The sequence below is a fragment of the Algoriphagus confluentis genome (genome assembly GCF_036245625.1).
Lineage (GTDB): Bacteria > Bacteroidota > Bacteroidia > Cytophagales > Cyclobacteriaceae > Algoriphagus > Algoriphagus confluentis.
The window spans coordinates 263,307-280,339 of the sequence record NZ_BTPD01000003.1; the positions used below are offsets into that span (position 1 = coordinate 263,307).

Below are 17,033 nucleotides of genomic sequence, written 5' to 3' on the forward strand. Positions count from 1 at the left end.
TGCCTACCTTTGCAAAAAACTGGACTCATGCAGAAAAACAAGAAACTCTTTCTGTTGCTCTTTGGAATCTTCATGCTGATCATCCTGTATGTCAGTTACGATATTTCAAAAAGAACCACCTTCCCAGGCTCCAAGGGCAACCTCAAAGAAAGAATCTCATCCGAAGTAGAATCCGAAAAAAAATGACCGGGAAAAAAATTGATGTTTCCAAGCTCGACCTGGAGCTGATGAAAGAAAAAACCACCGAAAACCCGGGCACTTTACCCTATGCCCATCACTCAGGAAGTGCACTGATCAAACCGGAAGACAAAGGCAAAATAACAGGTCGGGCTGTAGCAGCCATGCACAGTCAAACAGATATGCAGATGGCTCAGATCTATGAGCAAATGCGATTATTGGCTGATCAGGCCAAAAAAATCCAATCCCGTGTAGAAGTATCCGAGCGAATCTACCAAGCTTCCATTGCTTTTGAACCCCTGATCAATCATCGGTATTTTCTCTACCAAAAAGAAGATGGAACAGACTTCATGAGCATGATTGCTCCTGAAGAATGGGGAAGGAAAAAAGATTGGGCAAATTTTGTAGCAGAAGTAAAGCTGCTAGCCGACCATACTTGGGAAATTCTCAGGGAAAACGCTTAACCCATGGAGCATTTGATGACCAGACAGCTGGACCTTATTCTCAGAGAAGGTGGAGCTGAATATGATTTTTTGCCTGAGTTAGAAGTCAACCCCAAGTATTTGGACGAAAAGGGAAGAAATTGGCTGAAAGAGATCTTTGTCGATCTGGGAGGAGTAGGTTCTTTTCCGCTTTTGGAGAAGGTCAAGTTTGACTTCAAGATGGGACGTCATCTGTTGACATGGGATGAGGACATTCATTTCAACCGATATCGACTGATTACCCTTAGATCAGACATGTATTCCGAGTGGAGTTTTCCTTTTTCCGAGTCCTACAAGCGATTGTGCAGAACTTACGAGAAGGAGGCTCAAAAAATCGGATTCCAAAAAAGAATATGGGAGGGACCGCCTATCGCAAAGTCTTGTTTTGGAATAGCCTCTGAGATCGGAGACTTTTCAGGGACCGGTGCTTCAGGTTGGAAACTACTGGCCTACAACGATTCTCAGGCAGACATTCAGACCAGAATTCATGGGTATAAACTTATCCGACTCAATCCCTACGAAACGCTTATGACCGGAGGCTCCCTGAAGCGACTGGATCAGCTGCTCATCAATCCAAAAGAAGAGCAACGTGCGATGCTCTTCCAATGGCTGATGCGAAAGATTTCCTGATTTCAGGCAAAAAGGCCAAACATCTCCCGTTCGATCTTTTCCACGATAAAGGAAAAGTCTTCCTGCCGCTCCACAAAATCCAAGTCATTGACATCAATGATGAGGAGTTTGCCTTCTTTATAGCCGGAAATCCAATCCTCGTAGTGTTGATTGAGGTTTTTGAGATAGTCAATCCGCATGGCAGTCTCGTAAGATCTGCCTCTCTTTTCGATTTGTCCCACGAGCTTGGGAATATCTGCTTTGAGATAAATCAGTAGATCCGGTGCCTTGACATGAGTGATCATGGAGTCAAAAAGGCTTCGGTAATTCCAATAATCCCGTTCTGTCAGCAGTTTGCTTTTGTACAAATTGGCAGCAAAAATGTAGGCATCCTCATAGATCGTCCGATCCTGAATGGTGTGATCAGTACTGTCCTGAATCTTGCGGATTTGATTGTAGCGGGAATTCAGGAAATAGACCTGAAGGTGGAAGGCCCACCTCTTCATGTCCTCGTAGAAATCAGGCAGGTAGGGGTTGTTGTCCACGGCTTCAAACTCGGCTTTCCAACCGTAATGTTTGGCCAACTTCTCAGTGAGCGTGGTTTTTCCGCTGGCGATATTTCCGGATACTGCAAAGTGCATGTGATCTGAACTGGATTAGTTTTTGGAAAATCTGGAAGCCACCACCAAGTCCTTAATCCCCGGAGTGTAAAGATAGAAGCCTTCCCCGGTTTTGGCGCCTTTGTAGCCTGCCTCCACCATATTTACTAAAAGCGGGCAAGGTGCATATTTTGGATTTCCAAATCCCTCGTGCAAGACTCTCAATATCGAAAGGCATACATCCAATCCAATAAAATCAGCCAATTGCAGAGGACCCATAGGATGGGCCATTCCCAGCTTCATCACCGTATCGATTTCTTCCACTCCTGCTACTCCCTCGTAGAGTGAATAGATAGCCTCATTGATCATAGGCATCAAAATCCGGTTGGCCACAAAACCTGGGTAATCATTGACTTCCACCGGGATTTTGCTCAGCTTCTTGGACAAGTTCATAATGATCTCAGTCACCGAATCTGAAGTGGCATAGCCTCGGATTACTTCGACCAACTTCATCACAGGTACTGGATTCATAAAATGCATTCCGATGACTTGCTCAGGTCTTTGCGTCACTGCACCGATTTTGGTGATGGAAATAGAGGAGGTGTTGGTCGCTAAAATGGCCTTTTTAGGAGCAAACTCATCCAATTTTCGAAAGATATCCAGTTTGAGTGCCATGTTTTCTGTGGCAGCTTCCACGACCAAGTCGGCATTTTTTACACCTTCTTGCAAATCGGTAAATGTGGTGATTCTTGAAATTGCCTCTGTTTTTTGCTCTTCTGACAAGCTGCCTTTACTTACCTGCCTGTCCATGTTTTTGGAGATGGTAGCCATTGCCTTTTCCAATTGAGCGGCTTGGATATCAATCAAGGCTACGGTGTAGCCATGCTGTGCAAATACGTGGGCGATACCGTTGCCCATGGTTCCGGATCCGATTACTGAGATTGATTTCATAAAGAAGTGATTACTAGAGAAAAACGTTATGATTTGGGTTTATGCTGTCCAATAAAGGAATTTAAGCAAGCCAAAACTAAGCCGAAGCCCGGCTTTTTCCAATTTCAACAGAGGGATTCCCGACTTTGTTTGTCAGAATTTGAAATCCCTGAAGGGATTAATCTTTACCTTTGGTCTTATGAAAGAACTAGGACTTATCAGCACCCTTCCCATCAATCGCTTTACCGATTTTGGCGCCTATTTGGCATTGTCCGACGGGGGAGAGGTGCTTTTGCCTCAAGGCTATTTGAATGGAGATGAAAAAGAGGGGGATGAAAAAGAAGTTTTTGTATACACAGATAGCGAAGACCGGCCTGTAGCGGTTACGGATCGTCCAAAGGCGCTATTGGATGAATTTGCTGTTTTGGAAGCCAAAGAGGTGACTTCTTTTGGAGCATTTATGGATTGGGGTCTTCTGAAAGACCTTTTTGTGCCCAATTCGGAAATGGCCAAGCCCATGACTGCCGGTCAAAAATACCTGATCCGAGTATGTGTAGACTATCGGACCAACCGACTGATCGGAGTGAGCAAGTACAGGGAATTCATGTATCCGGCCCCAAAAGATTACGAACCGGGAAATGCTTGTGAGGGACTGATTTTTGAAAAAACAGAGTTGGGTTATAAGGTCTTGCTAGAGGACCGCTACGAAGGTTTGATCTATGCCAATGAAGTATTTCAGCCTTTGGAAATTGGAGAAAAGAGGACGCTCTATGTAAAAAAACGAAGAGATGATGGGAAAATTGACCTCCAACTATTACCCAAAGGCAGAGAGAAGTATGAGGAAGGAGCCGAGAAAATTCTTGAGATTTTAAATGAAAAAGGCTTTTTGCCTCTCCATGATAAATCTGATCCTGAAGAAATCAAGCGAGTTTTGGGAATGAGTAAAAAGCATTTCAAACAATGTGTAGGACAGCTCTACAAAGCCAGGGAAATTACCATTCAGGAAAACGGAATTTCCCTAGCTCAGGATTAATCCAGCTTAAGGATATCTGTGGGAGTTTTGCACAGAATCGCACGGTTGCGGAAAATGGCAATCGGTGATTTGATCAGGTGTGGATACCGGACCAGAATATTCAGCCAACTCTCCTCATCCCATTCTTTACCAGCGATATGGTTTTGATAATCCGGGTGAGCTCGATTCAGGAGGTCTTTGGGACGAAGTCTGAGCATGTTGAGGATTTGATCCCATTGAGTGGGCGTCAATTTTTCTTTGACCACATCGATTTCATTGACAAACTTGCTGATGGATTTTGCATAGGCTTTGGTCTGTTTGTCTATAGGCTGAAGTGAACTGTGGTAGAAATACAGTTCGGAGGGATGAATTTTCATTTCTAAGTTATCTTGGTTACCTATAATTTAAGCAAATTTCAAACAACATGAAAATCAATAGCTTGTGAATTCTTCGATCGATCTGGAAAAATTTAACCAAGAGTCAAAATCGGAGTTTTCTTCCCATAAAAAGCTGAAGGAAAAACTGCGCAAGACCAAGGCCAAAACTTTGGATGAGCAATTTCACCAGCTACACGAGGAAGTTTTTAAGGAATTGGATTGTCTGGAATGTGCAAATTGCTGCAAAACCACCAGCCCGATTTTTATCCAAACAGACATCGATCGATTGGCAAAGACCTTTAGAATGAAAAGCAGTCAGTTTATCGATACCTATCTTCATCGGGATGAGGATGGAGATTATGTGCTCAATTCCGCCCCTTGTCCCTTTTTGGGAGCCGATAACAAATGCTTAGTCTATGAAGATCGCCCCAAAGCCTGCCGCGAGTATCCTCACACTGACCGAAAGAATATGTTGGGAATCTTGGACTTGACCCTAAGAAACAGCTTGGTGTGTCCTGCAGTCTTTAAAATTTTTTATGAGATCGGCAAAGATTATAGGAAGTGAACCAATACTTTTGCTTTTTTGGCAATCAAACCTATGAATAACTATGAATAATAAGGAAAAGCATTTTCTTGGTGTAGATGTGGGAGGAACCCATCTCAAGATCGGATTGGTAGATCGGGAAGGCGCTATGTTGGATTTTCAAAAAGAAGACACGAGTCCCTTCAGAGATCATTCGGACGGATTTGGAAAATGCTTTATCGACCTGATGGAAAAATATCTAATGAAATATCCTCAGGTCGAAAAGGTGGGCATTGGCCTTCCGGGTATGATTTCCAAAGATCGAAGTACCCCTCTCGAAATTCCTGCTATTCCGGATCTTAATAATTTCAAGCTCAAAGAGGGCCTGACAAAGAAATATCCTAACCACGAATTCTTCCTTGAAAATGATGCTGCCGCTGCTGCGATAGGGGAGTTTTACTATGGTAAAGGTGATATAGCAGAAAACTTCCTGTTTATCACCATGGGTACCGGGATTGGTAGCGCCCTGGTTTTGGAAGGACAGGTATTCAAAGGTTCCAGAGGAAATGCCATGGAGATGGGACATATGCTATCCAGAGGCAATGCAGGTTTGGAGACGCTGATTGGGAGAAACGGTATTCTGAGAATCATGGAAAACCTGATTGCAGCCTATCCTGAAAAGGCCAAAGAATTGGTCGGAAAGGATTTGGGCACACATCTTTTGGTCGACACGGCCAAAGCAGGAAATGAAGTATCCCTCATGGTGTTCAAAGAAGTAGCCGACATCATCAGTGAAGCGATTGTATCGACTATTCGGATTTTGGATGTGACGGATGTTTACTTTGGAGGAGGAATTTCGGCGGGTTTGGAATTCATGATGCCGACTATTGAGTACAACACCAGAAAATACCTTACTCCATACTACGTAAAAGATCTCAAACTCAAAAAGGCTACTTTGGAAAACAATGCAGGCACTTTGGGAGCAGCTGCTCTTTGCTTTATGGGTTCAGGGTTGTGATAGTGACCTCCGAAACCTTACTTATGGCATTCATCCGAAAAAGAACTCTTAGGGGTTCTTTTTCCTTTTCTACCCCTTCACAGGCTTCACTTGGCTCCAGAAAGTAAAAGAAAAAACTTTGGCTTTTGTCTACCAATTCCACCCGGTCGGGCCTTCCAAAGGTTTTGATAATGGACTGATTATCTGCCCCAAGAAAATCATTTTTGATTGCACGGAATTTTTCCAAATCCTGCAATCTCAATCCCTTGCATCCATATCTGTCAGCTTTCCAATTGTCCAAATTGACAGCTCCTGCGTCCATAGCAGAACTGCAAGCTTGCAGGAAAAGCAGGTAGATGAAAAGTGCGGAGATCAATACTTTGTTCATGGGTGATTTAGTTTACTGCGAAGATCGGAGTATTTTTCGCTTTTCTTTTCAAAAACTGGATTTTTAGCTTGTTTGAGCGGATTCGAATACTCCGCTGAATTTCATGGAATTAAGGAATGAATCTGTTTTTCGGTCACAAATTGACAATCTATGAACATGAATTCTTAGCTTCCTGTTTGCTCAAATGGGTTATATTAGCACGTTCAATTTCCCCAGTTTCATGTATTACAGATTTGGAAAGGCCTTTTATTTGGTCAGTGTGTTGATTTTCGTTTTCTTTCTTCTTTATTTCTATTCTGCATTGCCCGAAAATGTAGGCTTGGGCTTGGATAATTCCGGGTTTATCGACCGATCTTGGGAAAAAAGCACCTTTTTTTATGCAACGGTTTTGGCTTTTGTTCTGCTCAATGCGGTGACGGTATTTTTCCCCAAATCTTTGGAGACCAAAGCCAGTAAAAAGCTTCATCGCCTATTTCCTATAGGAGATCCCTACCGGGACTATTTATTAGCGTGGTTTTACTCCTTTGGAGCCTTGATCAATGCAAGTTTGGCTGTGGCCGTTTTTTATGTCCACTCGATCAATAATCAGGAAGAAATTTCCGCAAGCCTTTTTAATTTTTGGTTTTACCTGATTCCAATCTTGCTATTGGTTTGGGTGGTTGGCTTATTTGTTTTGTTTGTGGGAAAATTTAAAGCAGTACAGCAAGGACAACATTAAAACATGGCAGAACCTGTAAAATATACCGAAGACAGTATCAAATCCCTGGATTGGAGAGAGCATATCCGGCTTCGTCCAGGAATGTATATCGGAAAGCTTGGAGACGGAAGCGCTCAGGATGATGGGATTTATGTTCTGGTCAAAGAAGTCCTGGACAATTCCATCGACGAGCACATGATGGGCTTTGGCCGGACTATCGATGTGAAAATCTCCGAGCATAGGGTCGAGGTCCGGGATTATGGCCGGGGTATTCCTCTCGGTAAAGTCATCGACTGCGTATCCAAGATCAATACCGGGGGTAAGTACGATTCCGGAGCCTTCCAAAAGTCGGTCGGTCTGAATGGAGTCGGTACCAAAGCAGTCAATGCCCTTTCGGATTATTTCAAAGTGCAAGCTTACCGGGATGGGGAGACCAAGGTGGCGGAGTTTGAAAAAGGCATTTTGACCAACGATGCCCCTGTGGATAAGATTTCGGAGAGAAATGGTACCAAGGTAATTTTCACTCCAGATGCCACGATTTTCAAAAATTATCATTTCATCCCTGAGTATCTTGAAAACCAGATTTGGAACTACGCCTATCTGAATGCCGGATTGACCATCAATTATAATGGGAAAAAGTATTTCTCAGACAAAGGACTCTACGATCTTCTTTCCAATAAAATCGACGAAGAGAGCATCCGATATCCAATCATTCACCTGAAAGGAAATGATATCGAAGTGGCCATTACTCACTCCGGAAGCTATGGAGAGGAGTACTATTCCTTTGTCAATGGGCAATATACCACGCAGGGTGGGACTCACTTGGCTGCTTTTCGGGAAGCCATCGTGAAGACTATTCGGGAGTTTTACAAAAAAGACTACGATGCTTCCGATATCCGACAATCAGTAGTAGCGGCCATTGCTGTTCGAGTTCAGGAACCTGTCTTTGAATCTCAGACCAAAACCAAGCTTGGGTCCCAAAGTATTGGTCCGGATGGACCTACGCTACGGACCTTTGTCAATGATTTCATCAAGACAGAGCTGGATAATTATCTCCATAAGAATCCCGCAACTGCCGATGCCTTGCTGAAGCGGATATTGCAGTCAGAGCGCGAGCGAAAGGAAATCTCGGGAATCAAAAAACTCGCAAACGAACGGGCAAAAAAGGCCAATCTTCATAATAAAAAGCTCAGAGATTGCCGGGTCCACTACGATGATCCCAAAGGGGATGAGGAAGTGAAAAACAAAACCATGCTTTTCATCACGGAGGGAGATTCTGCATCAGGATCCATTACGAAAAGCCGGGATGTGCAGACTCAGGCGGTGTTCTCTCTCCGAGGCAAGCCTCTAAACTGCTACGGAATGACCAAAAAAGTGGTCTATGAAAATGAGGAGTTCAACTTGCTTCAGCATGCTTTGAATATCGAGGATGGAATCGAAAATCTTCGCTATCGAAAGATTGTGATTGCTACGGATGCTGACGTGGATGGAATGCATATCCGCTTGCTCATCATGACTTATTTTCTGCAGTTTTTCCCGGATTTAGTCAAAAATGGGCACTTGTTCATTTTGGATACTCCTTTGTTTCGGGTGAGAAACAAAAAGGAAACCATCTATTGCTACACCGACGAAGAGCGGCAGAGAGCCATCCATAAATTAGGATCCAAGCCGGAAATCACCCGGTTTAAGGGATTGGGCGAGATTTCTCCTGAAGAATTTGGAAACTTTATCGGAGAGGACATTCGTCTCGACCCAATTATTCTGAATAAAGACACCAAAATCTCGGATCTACTGAGTTTCTACATGGGGAAAAATACTCCCGACAGGCAAAACTTCATCATCGACAATCTGAAGATTGAAAAAGACCTTGCGCTGGAAGACCCCAAAGCAGTAGCCGAGACTGAAAATGAAGAGGCTGCCTAATTAGGTTTTCCTTTTTCATTCTGAAAAAAGACAATTTCAAAAAGGGGACATCCTCTTTTCATCATTAGTTGAAATCAAGAAATGACTGAAAACGACGATCAGATCAATTCAGGAGACGAAAGCCTTCACGATTCCGTCCCAGTAACGGGCATGTACAAGGACTGGTTTTTGGACTATGCTTCCTATGTAATTCTGGAACGGGCAGTCCCAGCCATCGAAGACGGACTCAAGCCTGTGCAGCGTAGAATCCTTCATTCCATGAAGGAAATGGACGACGGGAGATTCAACAAAGTCGCGAATATCATTGGTCAGTCCATGCAATACCATCCTCATGGAGATGCTTCCATTGGCGATGCGATAGTCAATCTGGGACAAAAAGACCTGCTCATTGATACTCAGGGAAACTGGGGAGATGTAAGGACCGGGGATGGAGCAGCAGCTGCCCGATATATCGAGGCACGCTTGTCCAAGTTTGCCCTAGAGGTAGTATTCAATCCACAGACCACGGATTGGCAGCTTTCTTATGACGGAAGAAAAAGGGAGCCGGTCACTCTTCCTGTCAAATTCCCTCTGTTATTGGCTCAAGGGGTTGAAGGAATCGCAGTAGGTTTATCCACCAAAATCCTTCCTCACAACTTTTGTGAGCTGATTGAAGCCTCCATAGAAATCCTTAAAGGAAATCCTTCCAATGTCCTTCCCGACTTCATGACTGGAGGACTAGCAGACTTTTCCGATTATCAGGAAGGGCTCAGAGGCGGAAAAATCAAGGTAAGAGCAAGGATTGAGGAGGAGGATAATAAAACCCTTGTAATCAAAGAAATACCCTATGGTACTACGACGGACTCTTTGATTGACTCCATTCTCAAGGCCAATGATAAAGGCAAGATAAAAATTAAAAAGGTAGTCGATAATACGGCCAAAGATGTCGAAGTAGTCATTCAACTGGCTCCGGGAGTATCCCCGGATGTGACCATTGATGCCTTGTATGCATTTACAGATTGTGAGGTTTCTATTTCTCCCAACGCCTGTGTAATCATTGAGGATAAGCCGGTCTTCCTTACTGTCAATAAAATCCTCGAATACAACACCAATCAAACCAAAGAACTGCTTCGCAGGGAATTGGAAATTCGAAAGGGTGAATTGATGGAAAAATTGCTCTTTTCCTCTCTGGAAAAGATCTTCATCGAAAACAGAATCTATCGGGATATAGAGGAATGTACTACTTGGGATGCGGTTTTGGAGGCCATCGATAAAGGCTTAGAACCCTACAAGCCGGACTTTTACCGGGAAATTACCCAGGATGATCTAATTCGTCTGACGGAGATCAAGATCAAGAGAATCTCCAAGTTTGATGCCTTTAAGGCGGATGAGTTGATGAAGCGTCTTCAGGATGAGCTCAAAGAAGTGAACCACAACCTAAAGCACCTCACCCAATTTGCGATCAATTACTATCAAAATCTACTGATTAAATACGGCAAGGGAAGGGAGCGAAAGACAGAAATCAGAGCTTTCGACACGATTCAGGCAGCGGTAGTTGCCGCAAACAATGCCAAACTTTACGTCAATCGAGCGGATGGTTTTGTAGGATATGGGTTGAAAAAAGATGAATTTGTCTGCGACTGCTCCGACTTGGATGAAATCATTGCCATCCGAAGAGACGGGAAAATGGTCGTTTCCAAGATTCAGGAAAAAACGTTTATGGGGAAAGATATTCTCTATGTCGGCGTATTCCGGAAAAATGACGACCGAATGACCTTCAATCTCATCTATTTGGATGGAACCAGCGGCCGTACGATGATCAAGCGATTTCAGGTAGGAGGAGTCACCAGAGACAAAGAGTACGACCTGACCAAAGGAACTAAAGGCTCCAAAGTCCTCTATCTTAGCGGTAATCCCAACGGAGAGGCGGAAGTGGTAACAGTCTATCTCACTCAGGGGGCAAAGGCAAGGATCAAAGTATTTGACTTTGACTTTGCGGAGATTGAAATCAAGGGGCGGGGTGCCGGAGGCAATATCCTCACCAAGTATCCTGTGAGGAAGATCCAGTTTAAGATGGAAGGTAAATCCACTTTGGGAGGACTGGATGTGTATTTTGACCCTTCAGTAGGTCGATTGAATACTGATCAGCGGGGTAAGTTGATCGGAAACTTCCTTGGCGATGATAAGATTTTGGTCTTTTATAAAAACGGGGATTACGAGCTGACCGGCTTTGAATTGACCAATCGCTACGAAGCGAATGAGGTCGTCCTGATCCGAAAATTTGATCCTAAGCAAGTAGTCGCAGCCATCTATCACGATGGAGGATCCAAAAATTACTTTGTCAAGCGATTTCTCATTGAGACCACCACGGTCAATAAGCGATTCAATTTTATCACCGACCACAAACAGTCTTATTTAAAACTGGTGACTACAGATGGTCAAGCTCAGGTCAAGGTAAAGGTGAAAAAAGGCAAGGAAACAGAAGAGTTGGAGTTTGATTTGGAGATGCTGATTGATGTAAAAGGCTGGAAAGCCATCGGGAATAAGCTAAGTACTTTTCCTGTCGAAGAAATCCACTTGATTGCCTCAGAGGTTTCTCAGGATAGGGTAGAAGCAAGCCAAAAAGAAGAGAAATCTGCGGTCGAAGATGAGCTGGAAATAGGGAGTACCATTGACCTGTCTCCAAAAAAGGATGACGAGGAGCAATTGGGACTTTTCTGAAAACAGGTGCCATGAGTCAGTCTAATCCCTCCGAAAACCCAGAAGCTGATTTGCTAAACTACCTCAGCCAATTCATCACAGCTCATAAAAAGGAAGTGATGGAAAAAGTCCTCAGGCAGCGAACGCGCTTCATTACCGTAGTTTTGGAGGATATATTCAAGCCTCACAATGCCAGTGCCGTGCTTCGCACCTGTGACTGTTTTGGGATACAGGATATTCATGTAATAGAAAAAACCAACCAATACAAAATCAATCCCTACGTCACCCGTGGGGCCTCACAGTGGGTGGATTTGTACAAATACTTCGAAAAAGATGGCTCCTCGGTCAAGTCCTGTTTTCAGCATTTAAGAAAGCAGGGATATCGGATAGCGGCAACCACGCCTGCAGAAGGTGCTATCCCTATCCATGACTTAAATCCGGATCAAAAGCTGGCCCTGGTATTTGGAAATGAGCATGAGGGGATTTCTAGTGAAGTAAAAGAAGAAGCAGATCTGCTTGTACATATCCCCATGCTAGGCTTCACAGATAGTTTCAACATCTCGGTGACTGCTTCTATTTTTCTTTTTGATTTGATCAAGAAGGCAGAAAAGTACAATCATCCGGATTTTTTTCTTTCTGATAAGGAAAAGGATGACATTCGGATCAAATGGTACCGAACCGTGGTCAAACACGCCGAGGTTCATGAAAAAGTGTTTTGGGAAAAAAATAAGTCCAAGAAAACACGTGGTTAATTCTTTCCCTTGAAAAGATTTGAAAACGGTTTGGACTCTGAATTCTTTCTAGCCTTTTGTCTCTGTCTTTGTCGTTTTTTCTGGTCCTTGCTTTTAACTAGGACGGTTCGGGCGGAAATTCCCACTTGCCCTTTGTAGAACTCCTCCCTTCCGCTGATGTTGAGATTGGGCTTATAATCCAAAGAGATTACAGCTCCTGCCAAAGTCACTTCCAAACCGGCTATCAAATCTACTCCGAAGGTGGAATTACCATACGTATGGATAATTTCTCGGTCTGCTGGATTTTTTACAAAGCTTTCTTCTATCCCAAAGGCTAGTCCACCTCCGAGGTAATAATTGAAGCGCTTGGAAACAATCGGTCTATGCTTTTGAGCTAAAATAGAGAAATGAGTATTCCTGTTGAAATCTGACTGAACGATCCCCTCTACAGTGAGGCGATCTGCAACCCTCTGCTGCAAGGTGAGTCCCAGCGTTCGGTAACTCTCCGAATTCCCGAACCTCAAGCCCAAAGCTGTCCCATATCGTTGGGCAAAGAGGCTTTGAACCGAAATCAAAAGCGTAAGCGTGAGGAGTAGTTTTTTTACCATGGGATTATCATTCGCATCCAAATTGCAATAACCATTCCAGAATCATTTAACAATTAAAAGTCAATCACTTAAATATTCTGGCTTATTTCTTTGCTTTGAGTCTGGTGACCAGGCTGGTTTCTGATTTTTGGCTTCTTTTGATTAGATTCCTAACTGCAATTGAATCCTTTGGCTTTATGAAAAAGTTTTTCTTCCTCTTGAGTTTGCTGGTAGGCTTTCTGATCCTGTTTTCGATGATTTGGGTCTTTGAAAAGACCAGGGATCGTCATCCTGATTATAGTTTGGACCTTAAGCTAAAAAGTTCAGATTCTCTTGTTTGGGCGGGTTTTGCGAAGGTAGATATCACCCCTGGGGGCTTTGAAACCTGGACTGATGCTAATGGGGATTCCCGTTATCGACCTGAGGATGGGGATACTTTTGAGGATGAAAACGGGAACGGTCAGTTTGATGCCATTTGGCTGGCAGGTTTTCATAATTCAAGACCTGCTCAGGGTGTTTTGGATCCGCTTTGGGCAAGGGCCATGGTCTTGCAATCCGGTGAAATCAAAATGGCGCTCTGTGTCATAGATATGATTGGTTTTGGAAATGACGAAGTGATTTCAGCGCGAAAACTGATCATGAAAAGCAATCCTGACTTGGACTATGTGCTCATTGCCAGTACCCATGTTCATTCTTCGCCTGATTTGATCGGACAGTGGGGCCCATCAGACTACAAAAGAGGAGTAAATCCAAGCTATTTGAATCAAGTCCTGGAAGGAATCAAAAATGCAGTCACAGAGGCTTCCTCTGCCTTGCGTCCTGCAAAGTTTCGGTTTGCAGAGGAAACTGAAAAATTGAAGCCGCTGGTAGGAGATACCCGGCCTCCATTAGTTTTTGATGCCTCTTTGAGACTTATGCAGGTTTTAGATGCCGAGACCGGTGCAACGCTTGGAACTCTGATGAACTGGGGAAATCATCCCGAAACGCTTTGGTCTGACAATATCCAAATCAGTTCTGATTTTCCGGATCCTTGGAGAAATGGAGTGGAAGCAGGCATCCTGGAAGAGGATTCTCTCGTAATGGAAGGAGTCGGTGGAGTGGCTATTTTTCTCAACGGTGCAGTGGGTGGCTTGATGACTACCCATCCCGATATGGAAGTAACTGATCCGTATTCTGGTAAGCCCATTTTGCGCCAAAGTCCTGAAAAAATGAGAGCTCAGGGTAAAGCTTTAGCAAAAATAACTTTGGAATCCCTTCAGGACACGGTTTGGGAGACTTTCCATGCAGTACCTTTACATATTCGTGCCAAAACCATCGACCTGAAAATGGATAATTCCCTTTTTCACCTGGCAGCAATTTTGGGAATCTTTGAGCGGGGATTTACCTCTTGGAAGCATATTCGCTCGGAGGTATCCGCTTGGACATTGGGTCCGGCTACTTTTGTGCATGTGCCAGGGGAGCTATATCCAGAAATTCTCCACGGAGGAGTGGAATCCCCCGAGGGAGCTGATTTTGGAATTCAGCCTGTAGAGGTTCCAGCTATTCAAACCCGTATTCCCGGAAAATTCAAGTTTTTCGGAGGTTTGACCAATGATATGATCGGATACATTGTACCCAAAAGTCAGTGGGATACAGAGCCGCCTTTTACCTATGGTTATAAAAATCGACCCTATGGGGAAATAAACTCGCTGGGACCTGAAACAGGTCCAAAAATCCATAGAGAAGTATTGAAAATACTTGAAGAGTTGAATTGAGAGAATGAAAAAAAAATCCCTCTTTCAGAGGGATTCAAGTTTAACTTTCGTGGATCACAATCTTTTCGATGGTGTCTCCTGCCCGAATAGCGTCGATTACTTCCAAGCCTTCTACGACTTTACCAAAACAAGTGTGATTTCTGTCCAAATGAGCAGTATTGGTTCGGCTGTGACAAATGAAAAACTGGGAACCCCCGGTATTTCTTCCTGCATGTGCCATGGACAGGACTCCCCGGTCATGGTATTGATTATCTCCATCCAGTTCACATTTGATTTTGTAACCCGGGCCTCCGGTTCCATTGCCAACGGGACACCCCCCCTGAATCACAAAATTGGGAATTACGCGATGAAAAGTAAGTCCATCATAAAAGCCTTTGTTTGCTAAGTCCACAAAATTTTGGACCGTATTGGGAGCATCTTTTTCATAAAACTCCACTTTCATGGTACCCTTTTCCGTAATAATTTCTGCTGTTTTCATTGGTATTGATTTATAATTCAGTCGGTTTTTTGAATCGCAGACAAAAATAAACTTTGATTTTGCATTTCAGAACAAAAACAAAAAAAGGAGCGCCAAAGCACTCCTTTTTCCATTTAGGCCTTAGGGGCCCCGGAGAGAATATCCTCCGTTGCAAATGCTTTATACTTTTCGAAGTTTTTGATGAAAGCCCGAGCGAGATCTTTGGCTTGTCTATCGTAATCCTCGGGATTGCTCCAGGTATTTCTTGGATTGAGAACCCCAGAGGGTACATTGGGACAAATCAGTGGCACTTGAAACCCAAAGTTGTCATCGGTTCGGAAGGGAGCATAGTCCAATTTCCCTTCCAATGCTGCAGAAATCATTGCTCGGGTGTAGCTAAGCTTCATTCTGGAGCCCACTCCATATGGTCCGCCTGTCCAACCGGTATTGATTAACCACACATTTACCTCATGCTTCTCCATCTTTTCCCCAAAAAGCTTGGCATAAGCTGTTGGATGAAGGGGAAGGAATGCTGCTCCAAAACAGGCAGAAAAGGTAAGCTTCGGCTCAGTGACTCCCATTTCTGTTCCAGCCACTTTAGCCGTGTAGCCAGAAATGAAATGGTACATCGCTTGACCTTTATTCAATTTGGATATCGGTGGAATTACTCCAAAAGCATCTGCAGTAAGAAAAAAGATGTTTTTTGGAATTGGTGCTACAGAAGGTATGGCTGCATTGGCAATATGATGAATAGGGTAGGCCGTTCGGGTATTTTCAGTGACCGATTTATTGGTATAATCGACCTGTCTGGTACCCGGAATGAATCGGGTATTCTCCACAATAGCTCCAAACTTGATTGCATCGTAGATCTCAGGTTCTTTTTCCCTTGTCAAATCTATCACTTTTGCGTAGCATCCCCCTTCAAAATTGAAGATTTGGGTTTCTGTCCATCCATGCTCATCATCTCCGATCAAAGACCGATTAGGATCGGCAGAAAGTGTGGTTTTTCCCGTCCCGGAAAGTCCAAAGAAAACAGCTGTGTCTCCTTCTTTTCCCACATTGGCCGAGCAGTGCATGGAGAGGACGTTCTTTTCATAGGGAAGTAAGAAATTCAGGACAGAGAAAATTCCTTTTTTCATTTCCCCTGCATAACCGGTACCACCGATCAGGATCATACGCTTGCTTAGATTCAAGATAGCGAAGTTGGGGTTTTGAACCCCATCTGTAGCCGGATCGGCTTCAAATCCCGGAGCACAGATAATGGTGAAATCGTGCTCAAAATTTTCCAATTCCTCCTGTGAAGGCCGTAGAAACATATTGGAGCAAAACAAATTGTGCCAAGCCCAAGTATTGATGACTCTTAGATTAAGCCGGTGCTCAGGATCAGCTCCTGCAAAAGCATCCCGGACGAAAAGATCTTTCTTTTCCAAAAAGACCAACATTTTCTGAAGAAGGTGGTCAAAAGTTTCTTGGGATACCGGAATATTGATTTCTCCCCAACACACGGCCTGTTCAGTGAGCTTATCCTTTACTACGTATCGGTCTTTTGGTGATCTGCCGGTAAACTTTCCGGTATCTGCCATAAAGGCTCCGGTAGAAGTAAGGTAGCCTTCCTTCCTGGCTAGTGCGTGCTCCACCAATTCAGCTGGAGTCAGGTTGTGATACACTTTTCCCTGAGTGGAAAAATCAAGGAAAGAAATAGGGGAAGCGGTAAGTTCCAGAACGTTGTCCTGCATAAATTTTTGGGTTTACAAACTGAAAATTGTCTGCTCAAAATTAAGTAATGAATTTTAATTGGCAGATAAAAAATCTGCGAAATTTCGCTGTTCAATCGATTTCGGAAGAAAAAATGCGGTTTAAATGATATAGGTCATGTTTTGGTATTGAAATTTTTTTTTGACCTGAAATTTTTTTTTGAATCCATATTTTGACGCGGATTTTCTTTGAAATAATATAAAATTAGGTGGTAATGAAGAAGATAGCTTTTCTTTCCTATGGAAAATTAGTGGAGAAAAGGAGGAATCAAAGGGATTGAGAACTCCCGAGTTTTCTGGGCTGGAGAATAAGCAGTTTGGGCTGGTCAAACTTTGGAAACAAAGGACAAAAACATT

The 17,033-nt window shown here is 43.6% G+C and carries 18 protein-coding genes; 11 read left to right on the top strand and 7 right to left on the bottom strand.

What is annotated here, in order from left to right; all coding sequences use genetic code 11:
• Window positions 1-27: 27 nt before the first annotated feature.
• From AAA943_RS05885 to AAA943_RS05895, 3 genes are read left to right on the top strand one after another with little or no spacing between them, the layout of a single operon-like run.
• Window positions 28-186 carry a hypothetical protein gene (locus AAA943_RS05885; RefSeq protein ID WP_338223302.1) on the top strand — a complete coding sequence of 53 codons (159 nt, stop codon included), beginning with the start codon at window positions 28-30 and terminating at the stop codon, window positions 184-186.
• Window positions 183-641 (top strand): DUF2452 domain-containing protein, encoded by a 459-nt coding sequence (locus AAA943_RS05890; protein WP_338223303.1) that lies wholly within the window; start codon window positions 183-185, stop codon window positions 639-641. The genes AAA943_RS05885 and AAA943_RS05890 overlap by 4 nt, the downstream gene beginning before the upstream one ends.
• A gap of 3 nt (window positions 642-644) precedes the next feature.
• Complete coding sequence (locus AAA943_RS05895) at window positions 645-1,289, top strand: DUF7255 family protein (protein ID WP_338223304.1); 645 nt, start codon at window positions 645-647, stop codon at window positions 1,287-1,289.
• 2 nt (window positions 1,290-1,291) lie between these two features.
• On the opposite strand, the gene AAA943_RS05900 is transcribed toward AAA943_RS05895, so the two are convergent.
• Window positions 1,292-1,909, bottom strand: coding sequence for a deoxynucleoside kinase (locus tag AAA943_RS05900; RefSeq protein WP_338223305.1), 618 nt, complete (start codon window positions 1,907-1,909; stop codon window positions 1,292-1,294).
• Between the two features lie 15 nt (window positions 1,910-1,924).
• On the bottom strand, window positions 1,925-2,818 hold the full coding sequence (locus AAA943_RS05905) for a 3-hydroxybutyryl-CoA dehydrogenase (RefSeq protein ID WP_338223306.1): 894 nt from the start codon (window positions 2,816-2,818) through the stop codon (window positions 1,925-1,927).
• A 178-nt stretch (window positions 2,819-2,996) separates the two neighbouring features.
• Between AAA943_RS05905 and AAA943_RS05910 the strand changes: the two genes are divergently transcribed.
• Complete coding sequence (locus AAA943_RS05910) at window positions 2,997-3,830, top strand: CvfB family protein (protein ID WP_338223307.1); 834 nt, start codon at window positions 2,997-2,999, stop codon at window positions 3,828-3,830.
• On the opposite strand, the gene AAA943_RS05915 is transcribed toward AAA943_RS05910, so the two are convergent.
• Window positions 3,827-4,186: an arsenate reductase family protein gene (locus tag AAA943_RS05915; RefSeq protein ID WP_338223308.1), complete on the bottom strand. Its 360-nt coding sequence runs from the start codon at window positions 4,184-4,186 to the stop codon at window positions 3,827-3,829. The genes AAA943_RS05910 and AAA943_RS05915 overlap by 4 nt on opposite strands.
• Before the next feature lie 64 nt (window positions 4,187-4,250).
• Between AAA943_RS05915 and AAA943_RS05920 the strand changes: the two genes are divergently transcribed.
• Together AAA943_RS05920 and AAA943_RS05925 are read left to right on the top strand one after the other, a co-directional pair.
• A complete protein-coding gene (locus AAA943_RS05920; protein ID WP_338223309.1) occupies window positions 4,251-4,751 on the top strand; it encodes a YkgJ family cysteine cluster protein in 501 nt (166 codons plus the stop codon).
• Between the two features lie 43 nt (window positions 4,752-4,794).
• Window positions 4,795-5,727: an ROK family protein gene (locus AAA943_RS05925; protein ID WP_338223310.1), complete on the top strand. Its 933-nt coding sequence runs from the start codon at window positions 4,795-4,797 to the stop codon at window positions 5,725-5,727.
• On the opposite strand, the gene AAA943_RS05930 is transcribed toward AAA943_RS05925, so the two are convergent.
• Entirely contained in the window at window positions 5,708-6,094 is a 387-nt protein-coding gene (locus tag AAA943_RS05930) for a hypothetical protein (protein ID WP_338223311.1), read from the bottom strand. The two genes, AAA943_RS05925 and AAA943_RS05930, sit on opposite strands and share 20 nt — an antisense overlap.
• Before the next feature lie 220 nt (window positions 6,095-6,314).
• Between AAA943_RS05930 and AAA943_RS05935 the strand changes: the two genes are divergently transcribed.
• The 4 genes from AAA943_RS05935 to AAA943_RS05950 all read left to right on the top strand — a co-directional run bounded on the left by AAA943_RS05935 (window position 6,315) and on the right by AAA943_RS05950 (window position 12,145).
• Window positions 6,315-6,812, top strand: a complete 498-nt coding sequence (locus tag AAA943_RS05935; RefSeq protein ID WP_338223312.1) for a DNA topoisomerase IV — start codon at window positions 6,315-6,317, stop codon at window positions 6,810-6,812.
• Window positions 6,813-6,815: 3 nt separating this feature from the next.
• On the top strand, window positions 6,816-8,714 hold the full coding sequence (locus AAA943_RS05940) for a DNA topoisomerase IV subunit B (protein ID WP_338223313.1): 1,899 nt from the start codon (window positions 6,816-6,818) through the stop codon (window positions 8,712-8,714).
• An 81-nt stretch (window positions 8,715-8,795) separates the two neighbouring features.
• Window positions 8,796-11,414 carry a DNA gyrase/topoisomerase IV subunit A gene (locus AAA943_RS05945; RefSeq protein WP_338223314.1) on the top strand — a complete coding sequence of 873 codons (2,619 nt, stop codon included), beginning with the start codon at window positions 8,796-8,798 and terminating at the stop codon, window positions 11,412-11,414.
• 11 nt (window positions 11,415-11,425) lie between these two features.
• Complete coding sequence (locus tag AAA943_RS05950) at window positions 11,426-12,145, top strand: TrmH family RNA methyltransferase (protein WP_338223315.1); 720 nt, start codon at window positions 11,426-11,428, stop codon at window positions 12,143-12,145.
• Here the strand turns inward: AAA943_RS05950 and AAA943_RS05955 are convergent.
• Entirely contained in the window at window positions 12,142-12,732 is a 591-nt protein-coding gene (locus AAA943_RS05955; protein ID WP_338223316.1) for a hypothetical protein, read from the bottom strand. The genes AAA943_RS05950 and AAA943_RS05955 overlap by 4 nt on opposite strands.
• 176 nt (window positions 12,733-12,908) lie before the next feature.
• Between AAA943_RS05955 and AAA943_RS05960 the strand changes: the two genes are divergently transcribed.
• Window positions 12,909-14,465: a hypothetical protein gene (locus AAA943_RS05960; RefSeq protein WP_338223317.1), complete on the top strand. Its 1,557-nt coding sequence runs from the start codon at window positions 12,909-12,911 to the stop codon at window positions 14,463-14,465.
• Window positions 14,466-14,505: 40 nt separating this feature from the next.
• Here AAA943_RS05960 and AAA943_RS05965 read toward each other — a convergent pair whose 3' ends face one another.
• Both AAA943_RS05965 and pckA read right to left on the bottom strand, forming a co-directional pair.
• Window positions 14,506-14,943: a peptidylprolyl isomerase gene (locus AAA943_RS05965; RefSeq protein WP_338223318.1), complete on the bottom strand. Its 438-nt coding sequence runs from the start codon at window positions 14,941-14,943 to the stop codon at window positions 14,506-14,508.
• A 113-nt stretch (window positions 14,944-15,056) separates the two neighbouring features.
• Window positions 15,057-16,658, bottom strand: a complete 1,602-nt coding sequence (gene pckA, locus AAA943_RS05970) for a phosphoenolpyruvate carboxykinase (ATP) (RefSeq protein ID WP_338223319.1) — start codon at window positions 16,656-16,658, stop codon at window positions 15,057-15,059.
• Window positions 16,659-17,033: the final 375 nt, after the last annotated feature.

What these genes read in the sequence shown, in the direction of transcription:
- AAA943_RS05885 (WP_338223302.1), top strand. Translation starts at nt 28, where the DNA reads ATGCAGAAAAACAAGAAACTCTTTCTGTTGCTCTTTGGAATCTTCATG.
- AAA943_RS05890 (WP_338223303.1), top strand. Translation starts at nt 183, where the DNA reads ATGACCGGGAAAAAAATTGATGTTTCCAAGCTCGACCTGGAGCTGATG.
- AAA943_RS05895 (WP_338223304.1), top strand. Translation starts at nt 645, where the DNA reads ATGGAGCATTTGATGACCAGACAGCTGGACCTTATTCTCAGAGAAGGT.
- AAA943_RS05900 (WP_338223305.1), bottom strand. Translation starts at nt 1,909, where the DNA reads ATGCACTTTGCAGTATCCGGAAATATCGCCAGCGGAAAAACCACGCTC.
- AAA943_RS05905 (WP_338223306.1), bottom strand. Translation starts at nt 2,818, where the DNA reads ATGAAATCAATCTCAGTAATCGGATCCGGAACCATGGGCAACGGTATC.
- AAA943_RS05910 (WP_338223307.1), top strand. Translation starts at nt 2,997, where the DNA reads ATGAAAGAACTAGGACTTATCAGCACCCTTCCCATCAATCGCTTTACC.
- AAA943_RS05915 (WP_338223308.1), bottom strand. Translation starts at nt 4,186, where the DNA reads ATGAAAATTCATCCCTCCGAACTGTATTTCTACCACAGTTCACTTCAG.
- AAA943_RS05925 (WP_338223310.1), top strand. Translation starts at nt 4,795, where the DNA reads ATGAATAATAAGGAAAAGCATTTTCTTGGTGTAGATGTGGGAGGAACC.
- AAA943_RS05930 (WP_338223311.1), bottom strand. Translation starts at nt 6,094, where the DNA reads ATGAACAAAGTATTGATCTCCGCACTTTTCATCTACCTGCTTTTCCTG.
- AAA943_RS05935 (WP_338223312.1), top strand. Translation starts at nt 6,315, where the DNA reads ATGTATTACAGATTTGGAAAGGCCTTTTATTTGGTCAGTGTGTTGATT.
- AAA943_RS05940 (WP_338223313.1), top strand. Translation starts at nt 6,816, where the DNA reads ATGGCAGAACCTGTAAAATATACCGAAGACAGTATCAAATCCCTGGAT.
- AAA943_RS05945 (WP_338223314.1), top strand. Translation starts at nt 8,796, where the DNA reads ATGACTGAAAACGACGATCAGATCAATTCAGGAGACGAAAGCCTTCAC.
- AAA943_RS05950 (WP_338223315.1), top strand. Translation starts at nt 11,426, where the DNA reads ATGAGTCAGTCTAATCCCTCCGAAAACCCAGAAGCTGATTTGCTAAAC.
- AAA943_RS05955 (WP_338223316.1), bottom strand. Translation starts at nt 12,732, where the DNA reads ATGGTAAAAAAACTACTCCTCACGCTTACGCTTTTGATTTCGGTTCAA.
- AAA943_RS05960 (WP_338223317.1), top strand. Translation starts at nt 12,909, where the DNA reads ATGAAAAAGTTTTTCTTCCTCTTGAGTTTGCTGGTAGGCTTTCTGATC.
- AAA943_RS05965 (WP_338223318.1), bottom strand. Translation starts at nt 14,943, where the DNA reads ATGAAAACAGCAGAAATTATTACGGAAAAGGGTACCATGAAAGTGGAG.
- pckA (WP_338223319.1), bottom strand. Translation starts at nt 16,658, where the DNA reads ATGCAGGACAACGTTCTGGAACTTACCGCTTCCCCTATTTCTTTCCTT.